This is a genomic window from Actinorhabdospora filicis, from assembly GCF_030269765.1.
GTDB classification, from domain to species: Bacteria; Actinomycetota; Actinomycetes; order Mycobacteriales; family Micromonosporaceae; genus Actinorhabdospora; species Actinorhabdospora filicis.
Genome location: NZ_BSTX01000004.1, coordinates 153,938 through 173,908 on the forward strand (window position 1 = coordinate 153,938; position 19,971 = coordinate 173,908).

The 19,971-nt window shown below is 71.9% G+C and carries 18 protein-coding genes; 9 read left to right on the plus strand and 9 right to left on the minus strand.

Features of this window, described 5'->3' with window-relative positions; translation table 11 throughout:
• The first annotated feature begins 63 nt into the window (after window positions 1-63).
• Entirely contained in the window at window positions 64-1,974 is a 1,911-nt protein-coding gene (locus QSK10_RS25695) for an MMPL family transporter (RefSeq protein ID WP_285665580.1), read from the plus strand.
• Between the two features lie 152 nt (window positions 1,975-2,126).
• Here the strand turns inward: QSK10_RS25695 and QSK10_RS25700 are convergent, their stop codons facing one another.
• The 3 genes from QSK10_RS25700 to QSK10_RS25710 all read right to left on the minus strand — a co-directional run bounded on the left by QSK10_RS25700 (window position 2,127) and on the right by QSK10_RS25710 (window position 9,014).
• Window positions 2,127-3,026: a glycoside hydrolase family 19 protein gene (locus QSK10_RS25700; protein ID WP_285665581.1), complete on the minus strand. Its 900-nt coding sequence runs from the start codon at window positions 3,024-3,026 to the stop codon at window positions 2,127-2,129.
• Between the two features lie 1,678 nt (window positions 3,027-4,704).
• Window positions 4,705-7,029, minus strand: coding sequence for an esterase-like activity of phytase family protein (locus tag QSK10_RS25705; protein WP_285665582.1), 2,325 nt, complete (start codon window positions 7,027-7,029; stop codon window positions 4,705-4,707).
• Between the two features lie 791 nt (window positions 7,030-7,820).
• Complete coding sequence (locus QSK10_RS25710) at window positions 7,821-9,014, minus strand: FAD-dependent monooxygenase (RefSeq protein WP_285665583.1); 1,194 nt, start codon at window positions 9,012-9,014, stop codon at window positions 7,821-7,823.
• Between the two features lie 65 nt (window positions 9,015-9,079).
• On the opposite strand from QSK10_RS25710, the gene QSK10_RS25715 reads away from it, so the two are divergent.
• On the plus strand, window positions 9,080-9,637 hold the full coding sequence (locus QSK10_RS25715; protein WP_285665584.1) for a TetR/AcrR family transcriptional regulator: 558 nt from the start codon (window positions 9,080-9,082) through the stop codon (window positions 9,635-9,637).
• Here QSK10_RS25715 and QSK10_RS25720 read toward each other — a convergent pair.
• Window positions 9,617-10,237: a GntR family transcriptional regulator gene (locus QSK10_RS25720; protein WP_285665586.1), complete on the minus strand. Its 621-nt coding sequence runs from the start codon at window positions 10,235-10,237 to the stop codon at window positions 9,617-9,619. The genes QSK10_RS25715 and QSK10_RS25720 overlap by 21 nt on opposite strands.
• Before the next feature lie 93 nt (window positions 10,238-10,330).
• Between QSK10_RS25720 and QSK10_RS25725 the strand changes: the two genes are divergently transcribed.
• Entirely contained in the window at window positions 10,331-10,729 is a 399-nt protein-coding gene (locus QSK10_RS25725; protein ID WP_285665588.1) for a hypothetical protein, read from the plus strand.
• A gap of 61 nt (window positions 10,730-10,790) precedes the next feature.
• On the opposite strand, the gene QSK10_RS25730 is transcribed toward QSK10_RS25725, so the two are convergent.
• The 3 genes from QSK10_RS25730 to QSK10_RS25740 are packed head-to-tail and all read right to left on the minus strand — an operon-like array spanning window position 10,791 to window position 13,884.
• On the minus strand, window positions 10,791-11,591 hold the full coding sequence (locus QSK10_RS25730; protein ID WP_285665589.1) for a sugar phosphate isomerase/epimerase family protein: 801 nt from the start codon (window positions 11,589-11,591) through the stop codon (window positions 10,791-10,793).
• Window positions 11,588-12,724, minus strand: a complete 1,137-nt coding sequence (locus QSK10_RS25735; protein ID WP_285666432.1) for a dihydrodipicolinate synthase family protein — start codon at window positions 12,722-12,724, stop codon at window positions 11,588-11,590. Before QSK10_RS25735 ends, QSK10_RS25730 begins: the two co-directional genes overlap by 4 nt.
• Window positions 12,725-12,729: 5 nt before the next feature.
• Window positions 12,730-13,884, minus strand: coding sequence for a Gfo/Idh/MocA family protein (locus tag QSK10_RS25740; RefSeq protein ID WP_285665590.1), 1,155 nt, complete (start codon window positions 13,882-13,884; stop codon window positions 12,730-12,732).
• A 146-nt stretch (window positions 13,885-14,030) separates the two neighbouring features.
• Between QSK10_RS25740 and QSK10_RS25745 the strand changes: the two genes are divergently transcribed.
• The 6 genes from QSK10_RS25745 to QSK10_RS25770 all read left to right on the plus strand — a co-directional run bounded on the left by QSK10_RS25745 (window position 14,031) and on the right by QSK10_RS25770 (window position 17,764).
• Window positions 14,031-15,050, plus strand: coding sequence for an endonuclease/exonuclease/phosphatase family protein (locus QSK10_RS25745; protein WP_285665591.1), 1,020 nt, complete (start codon window positions 14,031-14,033; stop codon window positions 15,048-15,050).
• Window positions 15,043-15,696 carry a response regulator gene (locus QSK10_RS25750; protein ID WP_285665592.1) on the plus strand — a complete coding sequence of 218 codons (654 nt, stop codon included), beginning with the start codon at window positions 15,043-15,045 and terminating at the stop codon, window positions 15,694-15,696. Before QSK10_RS25745 ends, QSK10_RS25750 begins: the two co-directional genes overlap by 8 nt.
• A gap of 9 nt (window positions 15,697-15,705) precedes the next feature.
• Window positions 15,706-16,137 carry a GNAT family N-acetyltransferase gene (locus QSK10_RS25755; RefSeq protein WP_285665593.1) on the plus strand — a complete coding sequence of 144 codons (432 nt, stop codon included), beginning with the start codon at window positions 15,706-15,708 and terminating at the stop codon, window positions 16,135-16,137.
• 98 nt (window positions 16,138-16,235) lie between these two features.
• The gene (locus QSK10_RS25760; protein ID WP_285665594.1) at window positions 16,236-16,481 is read left to right on the plus strand and encodes a hypothetical protein; all 246 of its coding nucleotides are present in this window, start codon (window positions 16,236-16,238) and stop codon (window positions 16,479-16,481) included.
• A 68-nt stretch (window positions 16,482-16,549) separates the two neighbouring features.
• On the plus strand, window positions 16,550-16,945 hold the full coding sequence (locus tag QSK10_RS25765; protein WP_285665595.1) for a RidA family protein: 396 nt from the start codon (window positions 16,550-16,552) through the stop codon (window positions 16,943-16,945).
• 150 nt (window positions 16,946-17,095) lie between these two features.
• The gene (locus QSK10_RS25770) at window positions 17,096-17,764 is read left to right on the plus strand and encodes an aquaporin (RefSeq protein WP_285665596.1); all 669 of its coding nucleotides are present in this window, start codon (window positions 17,096-17,098) and stop codon (window positions 17,762-17,764) included.
• Between the two features lie 55 nt (window positions 17,765-17,819).
• On the opposite strand, the gene QSK10_RS25775 is transcribed toward QSK10_RS25770, so the two are convergent.
• Window positions 17,820-18,998, minus strand: a complete 1,179-nt coding sequence (locus QSK10_RS25775; protein ID WP_285665598.1) for an ABC transporter permease — start codon at window positions 18,996-18,998, stop codon at window positions 17,820-17,822.
• A gap of 34 nt (window positions 18,999-19,032) precedes the next feature.
• The gene (locus tag QSK10_RS25780) at window positions 19,033-19,908 is read right to left on the minus strand and encodes an ABC transporter ATP-binding protein (RefSeq protein ID WP_285665599.1); all 876 of its coding nucleotides are present in this window, start codon (window positions 19,906-19,908) and stop codon (window positions 19,033-19,035) included.
• Window positions 19,909-19,971: the final 63 nt, after the last annotated feature.

Consider the following 19,971-nt stretch of genomic DNA (forward strand, 5'->3'; position numbering starts at 1 on the left):
GTGGTTGCCGCCATTACCGTCGCGGCGCAGGTCGTGGGCGGGGATTATCGGGATGACCATTCGTTGCCGGGGACGGAGTCGCAGGCGGTGGCCTCGGTGTTCGCCGAGAGCGGGCGGCCGGATGTGGCGACGGTGACGGTCGTGGTGGAGTCGGATGATCTCGCCGGGGCGCGGTCGCGGGTGGCGGCGATGCTGGCGGAGGTGGACGGCTTGCCGCATGTCGCGGACGTGACCGATCCGTTCGCCGATCCGCACGCCATCTCCGACACGGGCCGGATCGCTTATGCCACGGTGACTTTGGACGCTGCGGCGCGCGACATCGGCTATGACGATGCGCGGGCGATCATCGACACCGCCACGAAGGCCGAGGGGGCCGGGTTGCGGGTGGAGTTGGGCGGCGACGTCGTGCGCTCGGCCGAGGCGCCCGCCGGGGGTGCGGCCGAGGGGGCGGGGATGCTGGCGGCGCTGGTGATCCTGCTCTTCATGTTCGGTTCGTTGCTGGCGGCGGCGGTGCCGTTGCTGGTGGCGGTTTTCGCGGTGGGGAGCACGCTGGGGCTGATCGCGTTGGCCTCGCACGTTTTCACGCTGCCGAGCTACATCGTGCCGCTGATGATGCTGGTGGGACTGGGCGTCGGCGTGGACTACGCGCTGCTGATCTTCACGCGGTTCCGCGGTGAGATCCGCAAGGGCGCCACGCGGGACGAGGCCACTCGTGTCGCGGTGGACACCGCGGGCCGGTCGGTGCTGTTCGCCGGGGCCACGGTGATCATCGCGTTGCTGGGGTTGCTGGCGCTCGGACTCGGTTCGCTGCAAGGAGTCGCGGTGGGTGTCGCGCTGACCGTGCTGGTCACGATGCTGGCCTCGGTGACGCTCCTTCCCGCGCTGCTGACCGTCCTCGGTGGACGGATCGAGAAGGCGATCCGCAAGCGGGCCGACCGGGATCACGGACGCCGGTGGCGGGCGTGGGCGGGACTGATGCAGCGGCGTCCGGTGCTGCCGCTGCTGCTGGCCGTCGGTGTCCTCATCGGACTGTCGGCGCCCGCGCTGGCGATGCGGCTCGGCTTCGCCGACGCCGGCACGGAGGCGGCGGCCTCGACGTCCCGGCAGGCCTACGACCTGCTCGGTGAGGGCTTCGGGCCGGGTGTGAACGGGCCGCTGATCGTGCTCGCCGACGGTGACGGCGCCGCGGCCTACGCGCTCGTGTCCGATGTGGACGGCGTGGCCGACTCGGTGCCGCCGCGGCCGATCTCGGCGAATCGCAGCATGATCCTGGTGTTCCCCGACAGCGAACCGCAGTCGGCGGAGACCGCGCGGCTGGTCGACCGGCTGCGCGAGGCGTCCGGCGGGACGTACCTCGTCGGCGGCGCCACGGCGGCGGCCGTCGACTTCGCCGCGGCGGTGAGCGGGCGGATGCCGCTGTTCCTGCTGGTCGTGGTGGGACTGAGCGCGCTGCTGCTGATGGCGGTGTTCCGCTCGCTGCTGATCCCGGTGAAGGCCGCGATCCTGAACCTGCTCAGCATCGGGGCGTCCCTCGGGGTGGTGACACTGGTGTTCCAGCAGGGCTGGTTCGGTGTCCCCAAGGGACCGATCGAGGCCTTCGTGCCGGTGCTGATCTTCGCGATCGTCTTCGGGCTGTCCATGGACTACGAGGTCTTCCTCGTCTCGCGGATGCACGAGGAATGGCGCCGCACGGGAGACGCGCCCCACGCCGTCCGCGAGGGCCTGGCCACCACCGGCGGTGTCATCACCGCCGCCGGGGCCATCATGATCGTCGTCTTCGGCGCCTTCGTGCTCAGCCCGGACCGGATGCTCCAGCAGTTCGGGCTGGGCCTGGCGGTGGCGGTCCTGCTGGACGCGGTCGTCATTCGGTGTCTGGTGGTCCCGACGGTGATGCGCCTGCTCGGGGCGCGGGCCTGGTGGCTGCCGCGGTGGCTGGACCGGATTCTGCCGAGAGTGGCACTGGAGAAGGAGTGAGCGAGGAGTAAGCAGAGGAGAGGGAGGGCGAAGGCCCGGGGCGCGCACCCCGGGTCTTCGAAACACCCGGGTCCAGATCGGACGGAGCCCTCGCGCGGCGTTTCCGGTGGGAGCACCGGAAAGGCGCTCCCACCGTCCGTCCACTCAGGACGTCAGCAGTACAGGTTCGCGCCCGGGTCGACCCCGAGCGTCGTGGTGAAGGCCCGGTACCGGTCCACCCGGCTCTGCACCTGCGCGGGGTTGCCGCCGTTGCATTCGAGGGAGCCGTTGATGCTGCGGATCGTCTCGCCGAAGCCGCGCCCGTTCACCATCGCGTTGTGCGCGGTCATCGTGCCCGGCCCGTTCTGGGTCATCCAGTACCAGAGCGCCGTCTTCCAGGCCACGGCCGCATTGCGCTCGACCTGGTAGGGATCGGCCAGCAGGTTGATGCCGAGCGCGTCCCCGGCCGCCTTGTAATTGAAGTTCCAGGACAGCTGAATCGGCCCGCGCCCGTAGTACGCGGCCTGCCCCGCCGGGCATCCGTAGGGCTGGGAGGCATCGCAGTAGTGCGGGTAGTTCGCCGTGTTCTGCTCGACGATGTAGTACAGCCCGCCGGTCTCATGCGAGACGTTGGCCAGGAACGCCGCCGCCTCCTGCTTCTTCAGCGTGTCGCTGCCGGTGCCGGCGAATGCCGGGAACGCCTGCATCGCGGTGGTGAGTCCACTGTAGGTGTAGAAGGGATTCCGGTTGGGGAACATCTGGTTGAACTGAGCCTCGCTGACCACGAACCCGCCCGGAGTCCCCGGATCCGGGTCGCCGCCCCCACCGCAGGTTCCCTTGTCCTCCCACACGCCCCACTGTCCCGTCGTCCCGGGCTGCTCGCCCTGCGTCCACCACTTGGCGCGCCAGTTGTGACTGCCGTACGAGACGACGTTGTTGCCGACATAGACCGCGGAGGAACTCCACGCCGCCGCGCAAGCCGGAGCGGCGGACGCGCTGGCCGGCACGACTAAGGCCGCGACTCCCGCGACCAGGGCGACGGCGAGGACGCCGAGGGTGCGTAACTTCGACATCGGTGTCACTCCTAAGAGTATTTATGGATGGATTCTTTAGAAAATAGCAACGCCGGAGGGGCGGAACAAGGGTTAACACGGGCTAACGCGCCGTTTCTGGACGGCGGGAGGGTGGGGATGGGGTGGGACGGCTGGTGCTGCACGCGGACTGGACCGAGCGCGAACCCGAACCCGAACCTGCACCCGAACCCCGGGCACAGCCTGGAGCACTGGCCCGAGGTGGCAGCCTCGCACTCGCACTCGCGCCAGGCTCAGCCTGAGTCGCGCCATGGCCCTGGGCCCGAGGCACGGCCCCGGCCCAGCCCCAGCCCCGGAGTCTGAGCCGGAGTCGGCGTTGGAGCGCGCATCGGCACCTCACCCCGGACCCCGGCTTGAGCCTCACCGTGAGCGTGAGCCCGAGGTGCGGCCGGGCCGCTCCCGAGCCCGCACTCCCGCACCCTGCACCCTGCACCCGCCTCAGTCTGAGTCGCGCCATGAGCCTCAGCCTGAGGCGCGGCCGGGCCGCTCCCGAGCCCCCCCACCCCCCGCCCGCCTGAGGCGCAGCCGTGCTGCTCCCGAGCCCCACCCCCACCTCCACCCCCGTGTGAGCCTCACCGTGAGCGTGAGCCCGAGGCGCAGCCCGGGCCGCTCCCGAACCCGAGTGCACACTCGCACCCGCCCCAGCGTGAGCTGCGCCATGAGCCTCAGCCTGAGGCGCAGCCGGGCCGCTCCCGATCCCCGTCCCTACCCCCGCCCGCCTGAGGCGCGCCATGAGCCCCAGCCTTTGGCGCGAGCCCAACCCGGCCCCCGTGTCCGTTCGGGGGTTCTGGCGGCTTCTGTTGCGGTGCGCGCCGGCATGTGCGATGCGGCAGCGCAGCGAGTTCGCGGGCGGGTACGGGGCCGGAGATCCCGCCCGAGTCCGGATCTCACGGCCGCCGACCCGCCCCAAGGCCGCCCGCACACGAACCTCCCGTCGGCGGAGCCTCTCCACGTGCGGCCCTTGCCGCCCTGTGGCCCGATCCCCGATCCCATAGGGCGGGGTGGTGGTTGTTCTGGCGGCTCGCCGGTTCGCTTCACCCCGGCGTGCGCACCGACACCCGCACTCGGTTCCGGGGTGGCGACTACGCGATGCCACAACTGGCAGCACGCCTGGCCGCGCTGGACACCTGACCGCCCTCGACACCTCGGCGCCTCGCTGCGGGTGAGGCTCGCCCGCAGGCCCCGCCGAGTCCGAGGAGCAGCGTCTCGCCTCCTCGTCCCGGCGCCTATCTGAGCCTTCGCCCGATGCGTGCGTCCGCCAGCCCGGTGGTCGGGCCGTCTCGACGTTGATGGGCCTCGCATATGGCCTCCGCCGGTCGGGAGCCCCAGCCTCAGTGCGCCTCCCCTCGCCTCGACCCGCGTCTCGGAGCCGCCATGGCGGTGCCCCGCTTCCGGTGGCGTGGCGCTGAGGCCTCGGCGTGCTCGGCCGCGGTGTCCGTTCGTGTGCCCGGGCTCCGTCCGTGCGTCGTGGCGGGCACGGGTTCGGGTGCGAGCCGCCCGCCGACTCGATCCGCCGCGCCCATCGGCACCGCGGGCACACCGTCGACATGGGCGGCGCTCCCAGCTCGTACATCGCCGTGAAGCCACCGAACCGCCCGGGAAAGCACGCCCGCCCCGGCGTGAGCGCCGGGGCGGGGAGGGTGGGGTCGTGCCGGGCCGGTTACCAGTAGCCGCGGATGCGGCGGCGGCGCGCCAGGAAGAACATCCCGCCGCCGACGATCGCCGCGACCACCGCGGTGAGGGCGATGAGGAAGGCGTTGGTTCCGGTGTGCGCCAGGTCGTCGCCGTCGTCGCCTCCGCCGGGGCCGCCGAAGAGCTTCGAGGCGCGGCCGAGGCGCATGAACAGCGTCTCGCCGGTGGCCTCGGAGACCGCGTCGTTGTCGGTGACGGCGAAGACGTCGCCGTTGCCGGAGATCGCCAGGCCCTCGACCTTGTCCTGCGTCCAGCCGTGTCCGGCGGTCATGCGGGGGAGGAGGTCCACGGCGAGCTTCTTGGACACCGCGGGCAGGGTACCGTCGGCGACGGGGGTGACGGTGGAGACGTCCACTTTGTACACGCGCTTGACGGCGGCGTTGGGGCCGCGCTGGTTGTCGCGTTCGATGACGAGGAGCGTCTTGGCGTCCAGGGCGGTGATCTCGCTGAGGCCCACGGTCACGCCCTCGGCGGCTTTGTCGAGCTCGTAGGACACCCAGGTCCACTTCTTGGCGGCGACCTCGTAGCGGCCGAGGCGGGTCGCGGTCTCCTTGCCGACCGGACGCTGCAGCGCCACCCACACGACCTCGTCGGCGCCGGTCCCGATGGCGGTGACGCCCTCCAGGCCGTTGTCGCTCATGCCCGCGGCGATCGCCTCGGGGAGCGGGATCTCCTCTTCCACGTCGCCCTTGTGGTTGACGCGGACGAGGAGGTTCGGGACCTGCTTGGACGGCTTGCCCTCGCTGGCCAGCCAGAAACCGCCGCCGGGCCGGGCGAAGATGCCCTCGCCGTCATAGCCGACGGGCTTGCCGTCCTTCAGGACGGGGATCGAGGCGTCGATCAGCGCGGGCGTCGCCGACACGTCGATGCTCAGGATGCTGGTGCGCTTGTAGGCGGAGTCGGTCACCGCGAACAGGCGGTTGCCGTGCGCGGGGTCCGCCGACAGGCCCGACAGGGTCCCCCACGGCAGCGGCTGCGGGCCGCCGGCCTTTGCCACGATCGACGGGAACGACGGGGCTTTCTTGCCGAAGCCGTACAGGGACACCGTGGAGCGGATGCCGTGCGCGGGGTCCTCGGTCTCGCTGGACACGACGAACAGGTCGCGGCCGGGGACGGCGACCAGGCCCTCGGGGCCGTTGGTGACCGGCAGGATCTGCGTGAACACCGGCGACGACGGGGTCGTCATGTCGTAGACGGCGACGAAGTTGCCGCGCTCGGCGCCCACGAACAGGTACGGCTTGCCGCCGAAGGTCGCGTACGCGATGCCCTCCGGTTCGACGCCCTTCTTCGCGGAGCGGTCCTCCGGGTAGAGCCCGTGCCGGATCGCCTCGTGTTCGAGGGAGGCGCCGGCGGTGTAGACGACCTTGCCGGAGGTGTCGAAGACGGTGAAGTCGCGCGAACCCCCCTTCCAGTCGCCCTCGTTGGCGGTGGCGATCAGGCCGTCGCCGACCCACGTCACCGCGTCGGGCTCACGGCGGGCCGTGAGCGTGCCGGACGGGTCGATGACGCCGTCCTTCTTGGTGTCGACGCCGTTCAGGGTCACCGAACCGGCGGAGAAGTCACCGGTGACGGCGGCCTTGGCCACGTCGATGAACACGATGTGGTTGTTCTCCTGGAGCGTCACCGCGGCGATGCCCTTGGAGTTGATGGAGACGTACTCGGGCTCGGGGTCCTGCGGCGCGATGTCGGCCAGGCCGGTCACCTCGACCTTCTTGAGCGAGTAGTCGTCCAGGTTCACGATCGCGACGAACCCGGCCGGGAGCTGCGGCAGGTCGCCCCCATTGAGTTCCTCGTCGCGCTCGTTCTCGATGGCGATCACCGCGTACTTGCCGGACTTGTCGACCGCGATCGAGTCGGGCTGCCCACCGAGCTGCACCGTGGTGAGCTTCTTGTGGCTACCGGCGTCCAGGACGACGAGCTCGCCCGCGGTGTGGACCTTGTCCGCGCCGGTGTTGACCACGGCCAGGATCCGGTTGCCGGTGGCCGCGACCGAGGTCGGCTCCCCGTTCAGGGGCAGGACCCCGCCGGGCTTGGGCTTCCCGGTGTCGGTGATGTCGACGAAGCCGAGGCGCTTGCCCGGGCTGTCGGAGTAGACGAGGGTCTTGCCGTCGGGCGTGACGGCGGAGATCTCGGCGGCCGTGGTCTGCGAGGCGTCGGAGTTCAGGTACACCGGGAACGTGGCGAGCCGGTCGAAACCGGCGGTGTCGGCGGCCTGGGCGGCGGACACGGGCACGATGGCGCTCGCGGCGATGCCGGTCGCACCGGCGAGCAGCATCATGAGGGGCCGGGTCAAGCGGGGCAGGGGCAAGAAGGGTCGTCGCACATGGTCTGTTTAGTGAAACCCGGAAAGCGGGCGGTGAACGACGGATTAACGAACCGGCAAGCGAGGGCGGTGACCTCGGCGAACTCCGGCATTAGGGTCGGCGGTGACGGCTGGGATGAGGGGGACGGGTGCGGCGCAATGGGGTGAGGCGACGCCGGGCCGCTGATCCGGCGAGCCGCCGGGCCGAGGAGCGACCGGGCCCGCGGGCCAACTGGGGGCGCGAGAAGGCGGGTTTCCCAGCACCAGCCACCAGCCACTGGGCCGCCGGACCGCCGAGCTGCTGGGCCACGGGTGTTCGAGCCGCCAGGCCACCGGGGCACCTGGGCACTGGGCCGAGCCAGTGAGCCGGAGTGGCAGCGTGGTGGACGGTCGTAGGGCACGGCCGTGTGGTGATGCGGCAAAGGGCGATCGCCGACCGCACGGGACGGCACCGCCGCAGACAGATGGAGCAGGTGTCCGAGGCCCGCCGCGCACGTGGAGTCTGCGCGGGCGTTGCCGCGGCGGACTCTCGGTTGGCGAACGTACCGGCCGAGCTGCTCCGGAGCGCGCCATGCCGAATGCCGATGCCCGGAGCCGGATCACCACGGCGCCGATGACCCGACGCGCCCGGACGACGGGCGCGCTCGTCACGATCGGCGTGCCCGATCCGGTCACACTCGGCTGGGCTGGGCTGGGCTGGGCTGGGCTGGGCTGGGCTGGGCTGGGCTGGGCTGGGCTGGGCTGGGCTGGGCTGGGCTGGGCTGGGCTGGGCTGCCCCCGCCTCAACGGCGATCGCCGTTGACCCCGGTGTACGCGGGGATCGCGTGTGCGGTCCCGCACCTCTCCAGCACCGCCGCCGCGCGGAGCACGCCGGACTTCACGACCCCATTCCGCACCCTCCTTCCGAATCCGCTGCGCGGCACCATGAGCCGCACGTTCATCCCGATCTCCTGCTTGCGGCGGACCAGGGGCCGCATGCCCTCCTCGTACGCCCGCAGCGCCTCGCCGAGCCCGCGTCCGGGCACGGCCAGCTCACCGGCGAGCCGGTAGGCGCCGACGAGGGCGAGTTCCGCGCCCGCGCCGGAGGCGGGCGAGGCGCACCAGGCGGCGTCGCCGACGAGGACGACGTGGCCGCGCGACCACGTGTCCATGTCGACCTGGGCGAGGGCGTCGAAGTAGAACTCGGGATCGGCCAGGGCCATGGCCAGCAGCCGGTCCACTTTCCAGCCCACGCCGGTGAAGGCGTTCCGGATGAGCGCCTTCTGCGCCTCGACGTCACGGTGGCCCACGGCGATCTCATCCTGGGCCCGGAAGATGAAGTACGCCTTGGCGCCGTGATGCCGCGCCGAACGCCACACCCCGGCCATGCGCCCGGGTGTGTTGTACATGGTCACCCAGGCGTCCTCGGCGAGGCCGGGATCGGCGTCGGCGAAGGCGAAGTAGTGCCCGCGGTGGCGGACGTGCTCCGCCGAGTCCCCGAAGGCGAGCCCACGCGTGTTCGAGTGCATTCCGTCGGCGCCGACCACCAGGTCGAAGCGCTCGGCTTCGCTCGCCCGGCCGTCGGTCGCCGGGCTTCTCGACAGCGTCACCTTAACGCCGTTCAGGTCCTCACTCACATCAACGATCGACTCCCCGAATCGATACGCGACGCAGGTGGTGGCCTCGTGGAGGAGGCGGACGAGGTCGCCGCGGGGGATCTCGACGCCCTCGCCGGCCGCGAAGGGCATGCGGGCGACGGTCCGGTCGCGCGCGTCGACGAACTTCATCCCGCGCACGTCGGTGGCGTGGGCGGCCACGGACGCCGTCAGCCCCATCCGCTGGATCACCTCGGCCGCCGCGCCGCGCACGTCCACGCCGTTGCCGCCGGTCCGGACGCCGGGCGCGCGCTCGACGACGGTGACCTCGTGTCCCGCCCGCGCCAGCCAGTACGCCGTGGTCAGGCCCGCGATGCTCGCCCCTGAGATCAGCACGCGCATGCCGAACTCCCTTCCGCTAAACTGGAATCCGTATTCCAGTTGAGTATGTGGAAGGTGCGTTCCAGATGTCAAGCCCCCGTCGCGCCGACGCCGTCCGCAACCGCGCGCTCGCCCTGGAGGCCGCCACCGCGCTACTGTCCGAGCCCGGCGCGACCCTCACCGTCGAGGCCATCGCGGCGCGCTCGGGACTGGGCGCGGGCACGGTCGTTCGCGCCTTCGGCGGCAAGGACGCCCTCATCGACGCGGCGGTGGCGGCGCTGCTCGCGCCCGTGGTCGCCCGCGCCGGCGAGCTCGCCGCGTCGAAAGCGCCGGGGGAGGCCCTGCGCGCCTTCCTCGCCGAGCTGATGGACTTCCAGGCCGCCCACCACGGCCTCAGCGCCGGGCTGGACGGCCTCGACCTGCCCGGGACCACCGCCCGGCGAGCCGATCTCGAAGCCGCCGTCGGCGATCTCATCGCCCGCGCGCAGCGGGACGGCGAGCTCCGCGACGACCTTCCCGTCGGCGCGCTCACCGTCCTCATCGGACGGACGGCCTTCGCGGTGGCCCGCGACGGATCGCCGGAACTCTCCGCGGCCTACCTCACGGTCCTGTTCGCCGGACTGTCACCCGTGCACGGACGCTAGCCGCTCCAGTGCCTCGTCCAGGTAGTCGGCCAGCTCGCGCGCGGCCGCGTCCAGGTCCCCTGTGGACAGCAGCTCCAGCAGTCGCTCGTTGCGGGCCAGGTAGGGCGCGTGGAAGTCCTCGGGCGTGGCGATCCCGTGGAACGCCAGGCGCAGCTCGGCGGCCAGCCGCGCCACCAGGGCCCGGTGGAAGTCGATGTTGGCCGAGGCCACGCCCGCCCAGTCGCCGGACGCCGCCCGCTCCCGGGCCCGCTCGACGGCCGCGCCCATCGCGTCCAGCCCGCCGGTCCCGCGCACGGCGGGCAGCTCGATGACCCGCCGCAGCCGGTAGATGTCGCGGACGTCCTCGGCGCTGGGCCGCCGCACGAACACGCCCCGGTTCAGTTCGTGGACCAGCAGCCGCTCGTGCGACAGCATCCGGAAGGCCTCGCGCAAAGTGTTGCGGGAGACGCGAAGCGCGCGGGTCAGCCGGTCCTCGGGCAGCCGCTCGCCGGGCCGGACCGAGCCGTCGGTGACGCGGGCGCGCAGCAGCCGCGCGATGCGCTCGGGCGCGCTGTCGCGGGCGGCCTCGTGCTCGCCGAGGGCGGCGATCCAGTCGCTCAAGTGGACCTCCTGCGGGCATTGTAGGTCTTGAGGATCGTTCTACGATCCCCTACGGTCGGTCCGTCCATAATGGAACCTTCGACGGAGGCGGCAATGGGCGTTTCGGTGCGCTACGCGCGTTTCTATCCGATCAGCGGCCTCGTGCTGGGCGGCCTGTCTTTAGTGCTGAACCTGTGGGTCCTGCTGCTCGGCGGCGGGCTCACCTCGTTCTGCGCGCTGATTCCCGGCGCGCTGTTCTTCTACTTCGGCGTGACCGGCTGGAAGAAGGAGTACTTCTCCTACTACCGGGGCACGATCACCGTCGGGGCGATCCTGGGCCCGATCACCCGCGAGATCCCCAGTGGGCGCGGCGGGACGATCGTGGTCCGCGACGGGCGCATCCGCCTGCTGCGGGACGGAAAGGAGCGCGGCGCGGGCGTGGCGAAGTGGGCGTCGTACACCCCCGACTGGGACAAGGCGGTCGCGGCGATCCGGAGCGAGACCAAGGGCTGAACCGGGAATGGCGCGGCCCCGGATACGGGACCGCGCCATTCCCTCCAGGGTGGACACAGGTCTAGTCGACGAACTCCCGGTAGGCGGCCGCGGTCTCGGCGAAGACCTCCGCGCCGGGCCGCGCCCACAGCTCGTCGTTGAACAGCTCGACCTCGATGGGGCCGTCGTACCCGGCGGCCAGCACGGCCCCGGTGATCCGGCGCAGTTCCACGCAGCCGGTACCGAGCTGCCCGCGCCCGGTGAGGACGCCGGCCGGCAGCGGCGTGGTCCAGTCGGCGACCTGGTAGGACGCGATGCGCCCGGCCGCCCCGGCGCGCTCGATCGCCGCGTACAGGCCCGGATCCCACCACACGTGGTAGGTGTCGACCACGACGCCGACCTGCCGGGACGGGAACGGCCCGGCCAGGTCGAGGGCCTGGTCCAGTGTGGACACCACGCAGCGGTCGGCGGCGAACATCGGGTGCAGCGGCTCGATCGCCAGCGTCACCCCGGCCTCGCCCGCGTAGGGCGCCAGCTCGGCGAGCGCGTCGGCGACCGTCGCGCGGGCCCCGTCGACGTCCCTGGATCCTTCGGGGATCCCGCCGGATACCAGCACCAGCACGGACGTGCCGAGCGCGGCGGCCTCGTCGATGGCGCGGCGGTTCTCGGCGATCGCGCCGGGGGACGTGAAGAAGCCGCCCCGGCACAGGGTCGTGACGGGCACGCCGGTCGCGGCGAGTTTGCGGACGGTGCGCTCCAGGCCGTACTCGGCGACGGGCTCGCGCCACAGGCCGATCCCGGCGCCTTCGCGGGCGCAGGCCTCGATGGCCTCGCCCTGGTCCCAGAACTTGGCGGTGGCGTGGTTGAAGGAGAACCGGCTCATCGGGCCACTCCGGCCACGGTGAGCAGGGCGCGCATCTTGGCGGCGGCGGCCTCGGGGTCCGGGTAGAGCCCGGCCTCGTCGGCGAGGACGAAAAGCCGTGCCAGGTAGGGGATGTCGCGCGCGTTCTCCAGTCCGCCGACCATGCGGAAGGCGTCCTGGTGCCCGGCGAGCCAGGCCAGGAAGACCACGCCGGTCTTGTAGTTGAAGGTGGGCGCGGCGAAGGTGTGCCGGGCGAGCGGGACGGTGGGGTCCAGGATCGCGCGGAATCCCGTGGCGTTTCCGGCGTCCAGCTCGCGGACGGCGGCGGACGCGTGCGCGGCCAGCGGGTCGAAGATGCCGAGGAGGGCGTGGCTGTAGCCGTGCTCGTCGCCTTCGATGAGTTCGGGGTAGTTGAAGTCGTCGCCGGTGTAGCAGCGGACGCCCGCGGGCAGCCGGCGGCGGAAGGCGATCTCGCGCCCGGCGTCCAGGAGCGAGATCTTCACGCCGTCCACTTTGGACGCGTGCGCGGCGATCAGCTCCAGCAGCGTGCCGGCGGCCGTGCCGAGGTCGGCCGAGCCCCAGTATCCGGTCAGGGCCGGGTCGAACATGGGCCCGAGCCAGTGCAGGATCACCGGGCGGGTGACCTGCGCGAGGAGGCGGTCGTAGACGGTCAGGTAGTCCTCGGGCCCGCGCGCGACGGAGGCCAGGGCCCGGCTGCACATCAGGATCGGGACCGCCCCGGCGGCGTCCACGACGGCCAGCTGCTCCTCGTAGGCGGCGATCACGTCGTCCAATGTGGACGCGCCGGTGAGCTGGTCGGTGCCCGCGCCGCAGGCGATCAGCCCGCCGTGGGCGCGCGCCTCGGCCGAGGAGCGCTCGATCAGCTCCCGGGTCGCCGCCCAGTCCAGGCCCATGCCGCGCTGCGCGGTGTCCATGGCCTCGGCGACGCCGAGCCCGTGCGACCACAGGTGCCGCCGGAACGCCAGGGTGGCGTCCCAGTCGAGCACCGCCGGGCGGCCGGGTCCGTTGTCCGCCAGGGGATCGGCGACCACGTGCGCGGCGGAGTAGACCGTGCGGGACGCCAGGGGCCCGGCCCCCGGCGCCGGGGCGGTCTTCCCGCCGAGCGTGTGGAGCGTCCCGTCCGGCAGGCGCACCGCCGTCACAGCGACAGCTCCGGCAGCTCCAAGCGGCGGCCCTGCGCGGCGGCGGCGAGGCCGACCTCGGCGAGCTGGACGCCGCGCGCCCCGGCCAGGAAGTCGTGCGACCAGGGGGCGTCGTCGACGACGTGGCGCAGGAAGTTCTCCCACTGGACCTTGAACCCGTTGTCGAAGTCGTCGTTGTCGGGCACCTCCGTCCACTGTGCCCGGAAGTCGTTGGCCTCGGGGATGTCGGGGTTCCACACCGGCTTCGGCGTCACCGAGCGGTGCTGCGCCCGGCAGCGGCGCAGGCCCGCGACCGCGCTGCCCTCGGTGCCGTCCACGTGGAACTCGACCAGCTCGTCGCGGAAGACGCGGGTGGCCCAGGAGGAGTTGATCTGGGCGACGGTGCCGTCGGCGAGCTCGAAGATGGCGTAGGCGGCGTCGTCGGCGGTGGCGCGGTAGGCGCGCCCGGACTCGTCGACGCGCTCGGGGATGTGCGTGGTGACGTGCGCGGAGACGGCGGTGACGGGCGCGAAGATGTGCTCCAGCACGTACTGCCAGTGGGCGAACATGTCCAGCACCATGCCGCCACCGTCCTCGGCCCGGTAGTTCCAGGACGGGCGCTGCGCCGACTGCCAGTCGCCCTCGAAGACCCAGTAGCCGAACTCGCCGCGCACCGACAGGACGCGGCCGAAGAAGCCGCCCTCGACCAGGCGCTTGAGCTTGCGCAGGCCCGGGAGGAAGAGCTTGTCCTGCACCACGCCGTTCTTGACGCCGGCGTCGCGGGCCGCGCGGGCCAGGGTGAGGGCCTCCTCGACGGTGGTCGCGATGGGCTTCTCGCAGTAGACGTGCTTGCCGGCCTTGATGGCGGCGGTCACCGCGGCCAGCCGGTGCTGGGTGGTGAGGGAGTCGAAGTACACGTCGATGGACGGGTCGGCGAGCACCGCGTCGAGGTCGGTGGTGTGGTGCTCGATGCCGTGCCGCGCGGCGATCGCGGCGACCTTGGCCTCGTTGCGGCCGACGAGGGTCAGCTCGGGCCAGATGACGCTGCCGTCGGCCCGGGCGACGCCCCCCTGCTCGCGGATGGCCAGGAGCGACCGGACGAGGTGCTGCCGGTAGCCCATGCGGCCGGTGACGCCGTTGACGGCGATGCCGACGGGGACGCGAGAGGTCATGAGGGGCCTTTCGTGAGCAATTTGGAAAGCGCTTTCACGCCGGTGTGGAGGGTAGCCGGGCGGGTCGCGAGAGGTCAAGGGCAACCTTCACGGCCCGTCACCGCGTCCTACCAGTGCCCACCCCTGACCGCCCATCAGGAGAACAGATGCCCGCCCCTGAGAACGCCGCTGTCACACCCTTCCGCCACACTCGGGATGGCGGCGCGGGCCGTCCGCCAAGAGCGGCCCGCCCGTCCCTCACCGCGCTGCTCGCCGTCCCCGTCGCCCTGACCACGCTGTTCGCGCTGGTGCGCCTCACCGGCACCGAGGCCACCTGGCCGCTGCGCATGGCGGTCGCCTACACCCCGTACCTGGCCGCCGCCGCGCTCGTCCCGCCGCTGCTCGCCCTGGCCCTGCGGCGACGGCGGCTCGCGCTGGCCGGATGCCTCGCGCCGGTGGTGCTGGCGGCGCTGCTGGTACCGCGCGTCCTCACCGACGGCGCGGTGGTCGGCGTGCCCCTGCGCGTGGGCAGCGCGAACCTGTACTACGGGGAGGCCGATCCCGCGGCCGTGGTCGCCTTCGCGCGCGAGGTCGACGTGCTCTCGGTGCAGGAGCTCACCCCCGAGGCCGCCGACGCCCTGGACGCCGCCGGGCTCGGCGAGGTCCTGCCCCACCGCGTGCTCACGCCCGGTCCCGGCGCCACCGGCACCGGGCTGTACGCGCGGCGTCCCCTCACGCCCGCCGACGCCCCGCCCGGCCGGTTCGCGATGACCGCCGCCGTGCTGGACGGGGTGGAGTTCCTCGCCGTGCACACCTCCGCCCCCTACGCCCCCGGGCTCGTGGACGACTGGCTCGCCGAGCTGGCCGCCCTGCCGCGAGCCGACGGCGTGCCCCGCGTCCTGGCCGGCGACTTCAACGCGACCCTGGACCACGCCGCCCTCCGCGCCCTCCTCGACTCCGGCTACACCGACGCCGCCGAGGCCACCGGCCACGGCCTCACCGGCACCTGGCGTCCCCACTCCGGCGACCACGGGACCGTCCTCGGCCTCACCCCGCCGCCGGTGGCGCTCGACCACGTCCTCGTCTCCGGGCTGGGCGTGGCGTCCCTGCGCTTCGCCGATCTGCCCGGCGGCGACCACCGGGTGCTCGCCGCGAGCCTGGCGTTGCCAGACTGGGCACATGATTAAGGCGCTGCTCGCCGATGACCAGACCCTCGTCCGGGCCGGATTCAAGTCCATCCTGGAGGGCGAGCCCGACATCTCCGTCGTCGGTGAGGCCGCCGACGGGGAGCAGGCCGTGGCGCTGGCCAAGCGGCTGCGGCCCGACGTCGTCCTCATGGACATCCGCATGCCCAATCTCGACGGGCTGGAGGCGACCCGCCGCATCGTGGCCGACACCGACGTCCGCGTCATCATCCTGACCACCTTCGACCTCGACGACTACGTCTACGGCGCGCTTCGCGCCGGGGCGAGCGGGTTCCTGGTGAAGGACACCGAGCCGATGGAGCTGCTGCACGGCATCCGCGTCGTCGCGCGCGGGGACGCGCTGCTGGCGCCCTCGGTGACGCGGCGGCTGATCGGGGAGTTCGCGCTGCGCGTCAAGCAGCCCGATCCCTCGCCGCGCCTGAACGCGCTCACCGACCGCGAGCGCGAGGTCATGGGGCTGGTCGCCGAGGGCCTCAGCAACGACGAGATCGCCGCGCGGCTCGTGCTGTCCCCGGCCACCGCCAAGACCCATGTCAGCCGGATCATGACGAAGCTGGACGTGCGGGACCGCGCCCAGCTGGTGATCCTGGCCTACGAGTCGGGCATGGTCCGTCCGGGTTGGACGTAAGCTCGCCGAATGTCTTTCAAGGACGCAGTGGTGATCTCCACCGATCCCGCCGACATCGACCTCGACTGGCTGCACGAGCGGCTGTCCACCGACACCTACTGGGCGACCGGGCGCACCCGCGAGCGCGTCGAGCGCGCGGTGGCCAACGCGGTCCCGTACGGGGTCTTCCTGGACGGGCGGCAGGTCGCCTTCGGGCGCGTGGTCACCGACAAGACGACCTTCGCGTGGCTTTCCGACGTGTTCGTGGACCGCTCGGCGCGCGGTAGGGGCATCGGGAAACTGCTCATCGACCGCATAATGACCGATGTGGAGGAATGGGGCCTGCGCCGTATGGTGCTCGCCACCGGCGACGCCCACGACCTCTACCGGCGCTACGGGTTCGATGCCCATCCCAAGCCCGAGCAGTGGATGGAGAAGGTCTGGCCGGGCAATCCGGCATAGCGTGAGGGCCGTCACAGGTGTGAGTCCTGAGTGGGGCGTCGTTCCGTTGTTAGGAGGGTGGCCGGACCCGACGGCCGCTCGCGGACGAAGGAGTGCCCATGTTCGTTTGTGCCGATGTCGCCGTGCGCCGCGCGATCCTCGCCGAGCTGGTCGCCCCGGCGCGGCCCGGGGGGTACTTCCAGTACCGGGTGCGCGACGGGGTCCTCTACCGTCGCGAGTGCGCCGGCGCCTCCGGTGGCTTCGCGCCGGTCCGCCCGTGGGAGCCGCTGGCGTCCACGCTGCGGCACCCACTCGACGCCGGCCGCGGCTTACCTCCCGTGGAGCCGGAGTGGGCCAGGACGTGACCCGTCCCTCAATGCTTTGTGGACGTCATTCTGGACGGGTAATGTCCAGAATGACGAAAGGAGCCGTCATGGCCCTCCGGATCGAAAACCCCACCACCCTCCACGACCCCCGCCCCTTCGGCTACTCCCACATCGCCCACGTCTCCGGCGACCTGGTCCTCATCGCCGGGCAGTACGCCTCCGACGCCGAGGGCCACCCGGTCGAGGGCGACTTCGCCGCCCAGGTCGAGCTCGCCTTCGCCAACCTCGGCAAGGCCCTCGAAGCCGCCGGGCTCGGCTACGAGCACGTCGCGCAGCTGCGGACCTTCATCGTCGACCACGACGTGTCGCCGCTGGAGGTGCTGGGGCGGAAGATCGGCGAGATCTGGGGCGACACCCCGCCGGTCCAGACCCTGCTGGGCGTGGCGAAACTGGCGCTGCCCGGGATGCTCTTCGAGGTGGACGCCACCGCCGTGCGGCCGTAGGGCGGTCGCGAGCCGGAACGGTGCGCGCACTGTCACTTTTGGACAGTCGGTGACAGACTGGAGGGGAGGTCGCACGGTACGCCCACGGTCGCCCGGCCGGTTACCGCGCGTCCTCGTTAGAACCGGCGCGTTCTACCCCGGAGGTGGACCATGGGTCCGAACTCAATCTCGCGCCTTTCAGCCGAAGGGCTCGGCACACTCCTCCTCACCTACACCCTGGCCTTCGCCAGCGCTGGCGGCGTCGACACCGCCATCGCCTCCGCGGGGGCCCTCGCGTTCCTCTACTGGCTGCTCGCCGGCGCGTCCGGCGCGCACTTGAACCCGATCGTCTCGCTCTCGCTGGCCGTGCGCGGCAAGCTCGGGTGGGTCGACGCGGCCCTCTACACCGTCGCGCAGCTCGTCGGCGCGCTCCTCGGCGGCCTGCTCCTGTGGGCGTCGGCGGGCGACGCGGTCAAGCCCGCGTTCCTCGGCACGTCGGGCGAGGTCGCCTCGGGCGACCTCGTCAAGGCGCTCGTCGGCCTGGCCATCGGCGCGTTCCTGCTCGTCGGGGCCTACGTGGCCTTCGAGGGCGCCGAACGGCTCCTGGCCGGACTCGCCGTCGGCACCGCCTTCGGCCTGGCCGCGCTCACCGGCGCGACGGGCGTCAACCTCGCCAAGGTCGTCGGCGCGGACCTGACCTACACCATCTCGGGCGGCTCGGTCGCCTGGGCGTCCATCTGGGTCTGGATCGTCGGTCCCCTCGTCGGTGGCGTGCTGGCCGCCTTCGCGGTCCCGTGGGTCACCTCGCAGATCCCGTCGGCCACCGCCGACGCCGAATAGCGCAAAAAAGTAGAGAGGGACCCCTTCGCAGGGGCCCCTCTCCGACGTCCGAAGCTCAGCCGCGCAGGGCGTCCATGAGCTTCACGCGCGAACCCATCCGCCACACCGCGCGCCGGTAGATCCGCGCGCCCAGCGCCAGCGTCCCGACCACCGAGGCCGCCAGGATCACCGCGCTCAGCAGCTGCTGCCACAGCTCCACCGAGCCCGAAGCGCTGCGCATCGGCATCATCATCGCCGAGAACGGCGGGATGTAGGACAGGACCGTGGCCAGGGTGCCCTTCGGGTTGGACGCCGACAGCAGCGCCGCCAGGTAGCAGCCCACCATCAGCATCGTCAGCGGCGTGATCGTGGAGTTCGAGTCCTCCTGCCGCGACACCAGCGAGCCCAGCCCGCCGGCCATCGAGGCGAAGAACGCGTACCCCAGGATCCACCAGCCGAGGGTGCCCATCAGGACCGCCGTCGTCCCGGGCGGCAGGTCCGGCATCAGGCCCGAGGCGTTGGCCGCGCCCAGGCCCGCCGCCAGCAGCACCAGGACGTTGATCAGCCCCAGCACGCCCAGGCCGATGATCTTGCCGCCGAGCAGCTGCCACGGCCGCAGCGTCGACAGCAGGATCTCCACGATCCGGCTCGACTTCTCCTCGATGACGCCCATCGCCACGAACATCACCGGGTACATCAGCATGAAGAACAGGAAGATCACCAGGATCGTCGCCACGCCCATGCGCGCCGAGGCCTCGTCGGCGTCCTCACCGACCGACTCCTGCTTCAGCGGCGCCACACCGGCGGTGGCCTGCGCGATCTGCGCCGGGTTGAGCCCGGCGGCGTCGAGGGCCTTGGCGGTGGCGACTTCCTTGTAGGCGGTGTCGATGGTCAGCGACAGCTCGGTGGAGACCCCGCCGTCGGTGATCATCGTGCTGGCGTCGATGACGGCGGCGTCCACGTCGCCGTTCTTCACCGCCGCCTGAGCCGAGGCCGCGTCCGGGTACTCCTTGACCTCGATGGCGGCCGAGTCGCCGGTGATGGACGGCGGCTTCACCGACTTCAGGGCCGCGCTCATCGCGGCCGAGTCGGAACCGGCCACACCGATCGTGTAGGAGTCCGGGCCGCCCAGCAGCTTCGGCAGGAACGCCAGCACGATCACGGCGATGGCGCTGACCAGCAGGCTGATCAGGTAGCCCTTCGAACGGCCGCGGACGGAGATCTCACGCCTGGCGACCAGCAGCAGGCCCTTCACGCGACCGCTCCCTTCAGGATGGTGGGACAGGTGCTCATGCGACGGCCTCCCGGAAGATCTCCACCAGCGTCGGCTCCTGCCACCCGAAGTGGCCCACGCGCCCGGCGTTCATCGCCGCCTTCAGCACCGCCTGGTCGTCGGTGGTCTCGATGAGCAGCGCGTCGTCGTCGGTGCCCACGACCCTGCCCGGCAGCCCCTGCTCCCAGCCCGGCGCGGCGTCGGCGACCTCGACCTTGAGGATGCGGTGGCCCTCGCGCCGCCGCAGCTCGTCGACGGTGCCCACGGCCACCATCTTCCCGGCGGCGATGATGCCCACCGAGTCGCAGATGCGCTCCACGAGGTCCAGCTGGTGGCTGGAGAAGATCACCGGGACCCCGGCGGCGTTGCGTTCGGCGAGCACGTCGGCCATGGTGTCCACCGCGAGCGGGTCCAGGCCGGAGAACGGCTCGTCCAGGATGAGGACCTCCGGGTCGTGCACCAGCGCCACCGCCAGCTGCACCCGCTGCTGGTTGCCCAGCGACAGGTCCTGGACGTGGTCACCGGCCCGTTCGGACAGCCCCAGGCGCTCCAGCCACGACGCGGCGGCGCTCTTGGCGGCCGCCGGGGTCATGCCGTGCAGCTCCCCGAAATAGGCGACCTGGTCGCCGATCTTCATCTTCGGGTAGAGCCCGCGCTCCTCGGGCATGTAACCGAACCGGCGGCGGTCGTCGAAGGCGAGGGCGTGGCCGCCGAAGCGGACCTCACCGGCGTCGGCGTTCAGCACGCCCATCGCGATGCGCATGGTCGTCGTCTTGCCCGCGCCGTTGGCGCCGACGAACCCGAACATCTCGCCGTCGCGGACGGTGAAGGTGACACCGTCCAGCGCGACCTTCGCGCCGTAGCTCTTGCGGAGCCCGTCGATCTCCATCATGGATACACATTGACACGCCGATCTTGACGGCGCGTCTTCCTTGCGGAGGTAGTACGTCCCCCC

Coding starts and splice junctions, on each gene's coding strand:
- QSK10_RS25745 (WP_285665591.1), top strand. CDS start 14,031: ATGCCCGCCCCTGAGAACGCCGCTGTCACACCCTTCCGCCACACTCGG.
- QSK10_RS25750 (WP_285665592.1), top strand. CDS start 15,043: ATGATTAAGGCGCTGCTCGCCGATGACCAGACCCTCGTCCGGGCCGGA.
- QSK10_RS25760 (WP_285665594.1), top strand. CDS start 16,236: ATGTTCGTTTGTGCCGATGTCGCCGTGCGCCGCGCGATCCTCGCCGAG.
- QSK10_RS25700 (WP_285665581.1), bottom strand. CDS start 3,026: ATGTCGAAGTTACGCACCCTCGGCGTCCTCGCCGTCGCCCTGGTCGCG.
- QSK10_RS25740 (WP_285665590.1), bottom strand. CDS start 13,884: ATGACCTCTCGCGTCCCCGTCGGCATCGCCGTCAACGGCGTCACCGGC.
- QSK10_RS25715 (WP_285665584.1), top strand. CDS start 9,080: ATGTCAAGCCCCCGTCGCGCCGACGCCGTCCGCAACCGCGCGCTCGCC.
- QSK10_RS25710 (WP_285665583.1), bottom strand. CDS start 9,014: ATGCGCGTGCTGATCTCAGGGGCGAGCATCGCGGGCCTGACCACGGCG.
- QSK10_RS25730 (WP_285665589.1), bottom strand. CDS start 11,591: ATGAGCCGGTTCTCCTTCAACCACGCCACCGCCAAGTTCTGGGACCAG.
- QSK10_RS25765 (WP_285665595.1), top strand. CDS start 16,550: ATGGCCCTCCGGATCGAAAACCCCACCACCCTCCACGACCCCCGCCCC.
- QSK10_RS25725 (WP_285665588.1), top strand. CDS start 10,331: ATGGGCGTTTCGGTGCGCTACGCGCGTTTCTATCCGATCAGCGGCCTC.
- QSK10_RS25780 (WP_285665599.1), bottom strand. CDS start 19,908: ATGATGGAGATCGACGGGCTCCGCAAGAGCTACGGCGCGAAGGTCGCG.
- QSK10_RS25755 (WP_285665593.1), top strand. CDS start 15,706: ATGTCTTTCAAGGACGCAGTGGTGATCTCCACCGATCCCGCCGACATC.
- QSK10_RS25770 (WP_285665596.1), top strand. CDS start 17,096: ATGGGTCCGAACTCAATCTCGCGCCTTTCAGCCGAAGGGCTCGGCACA.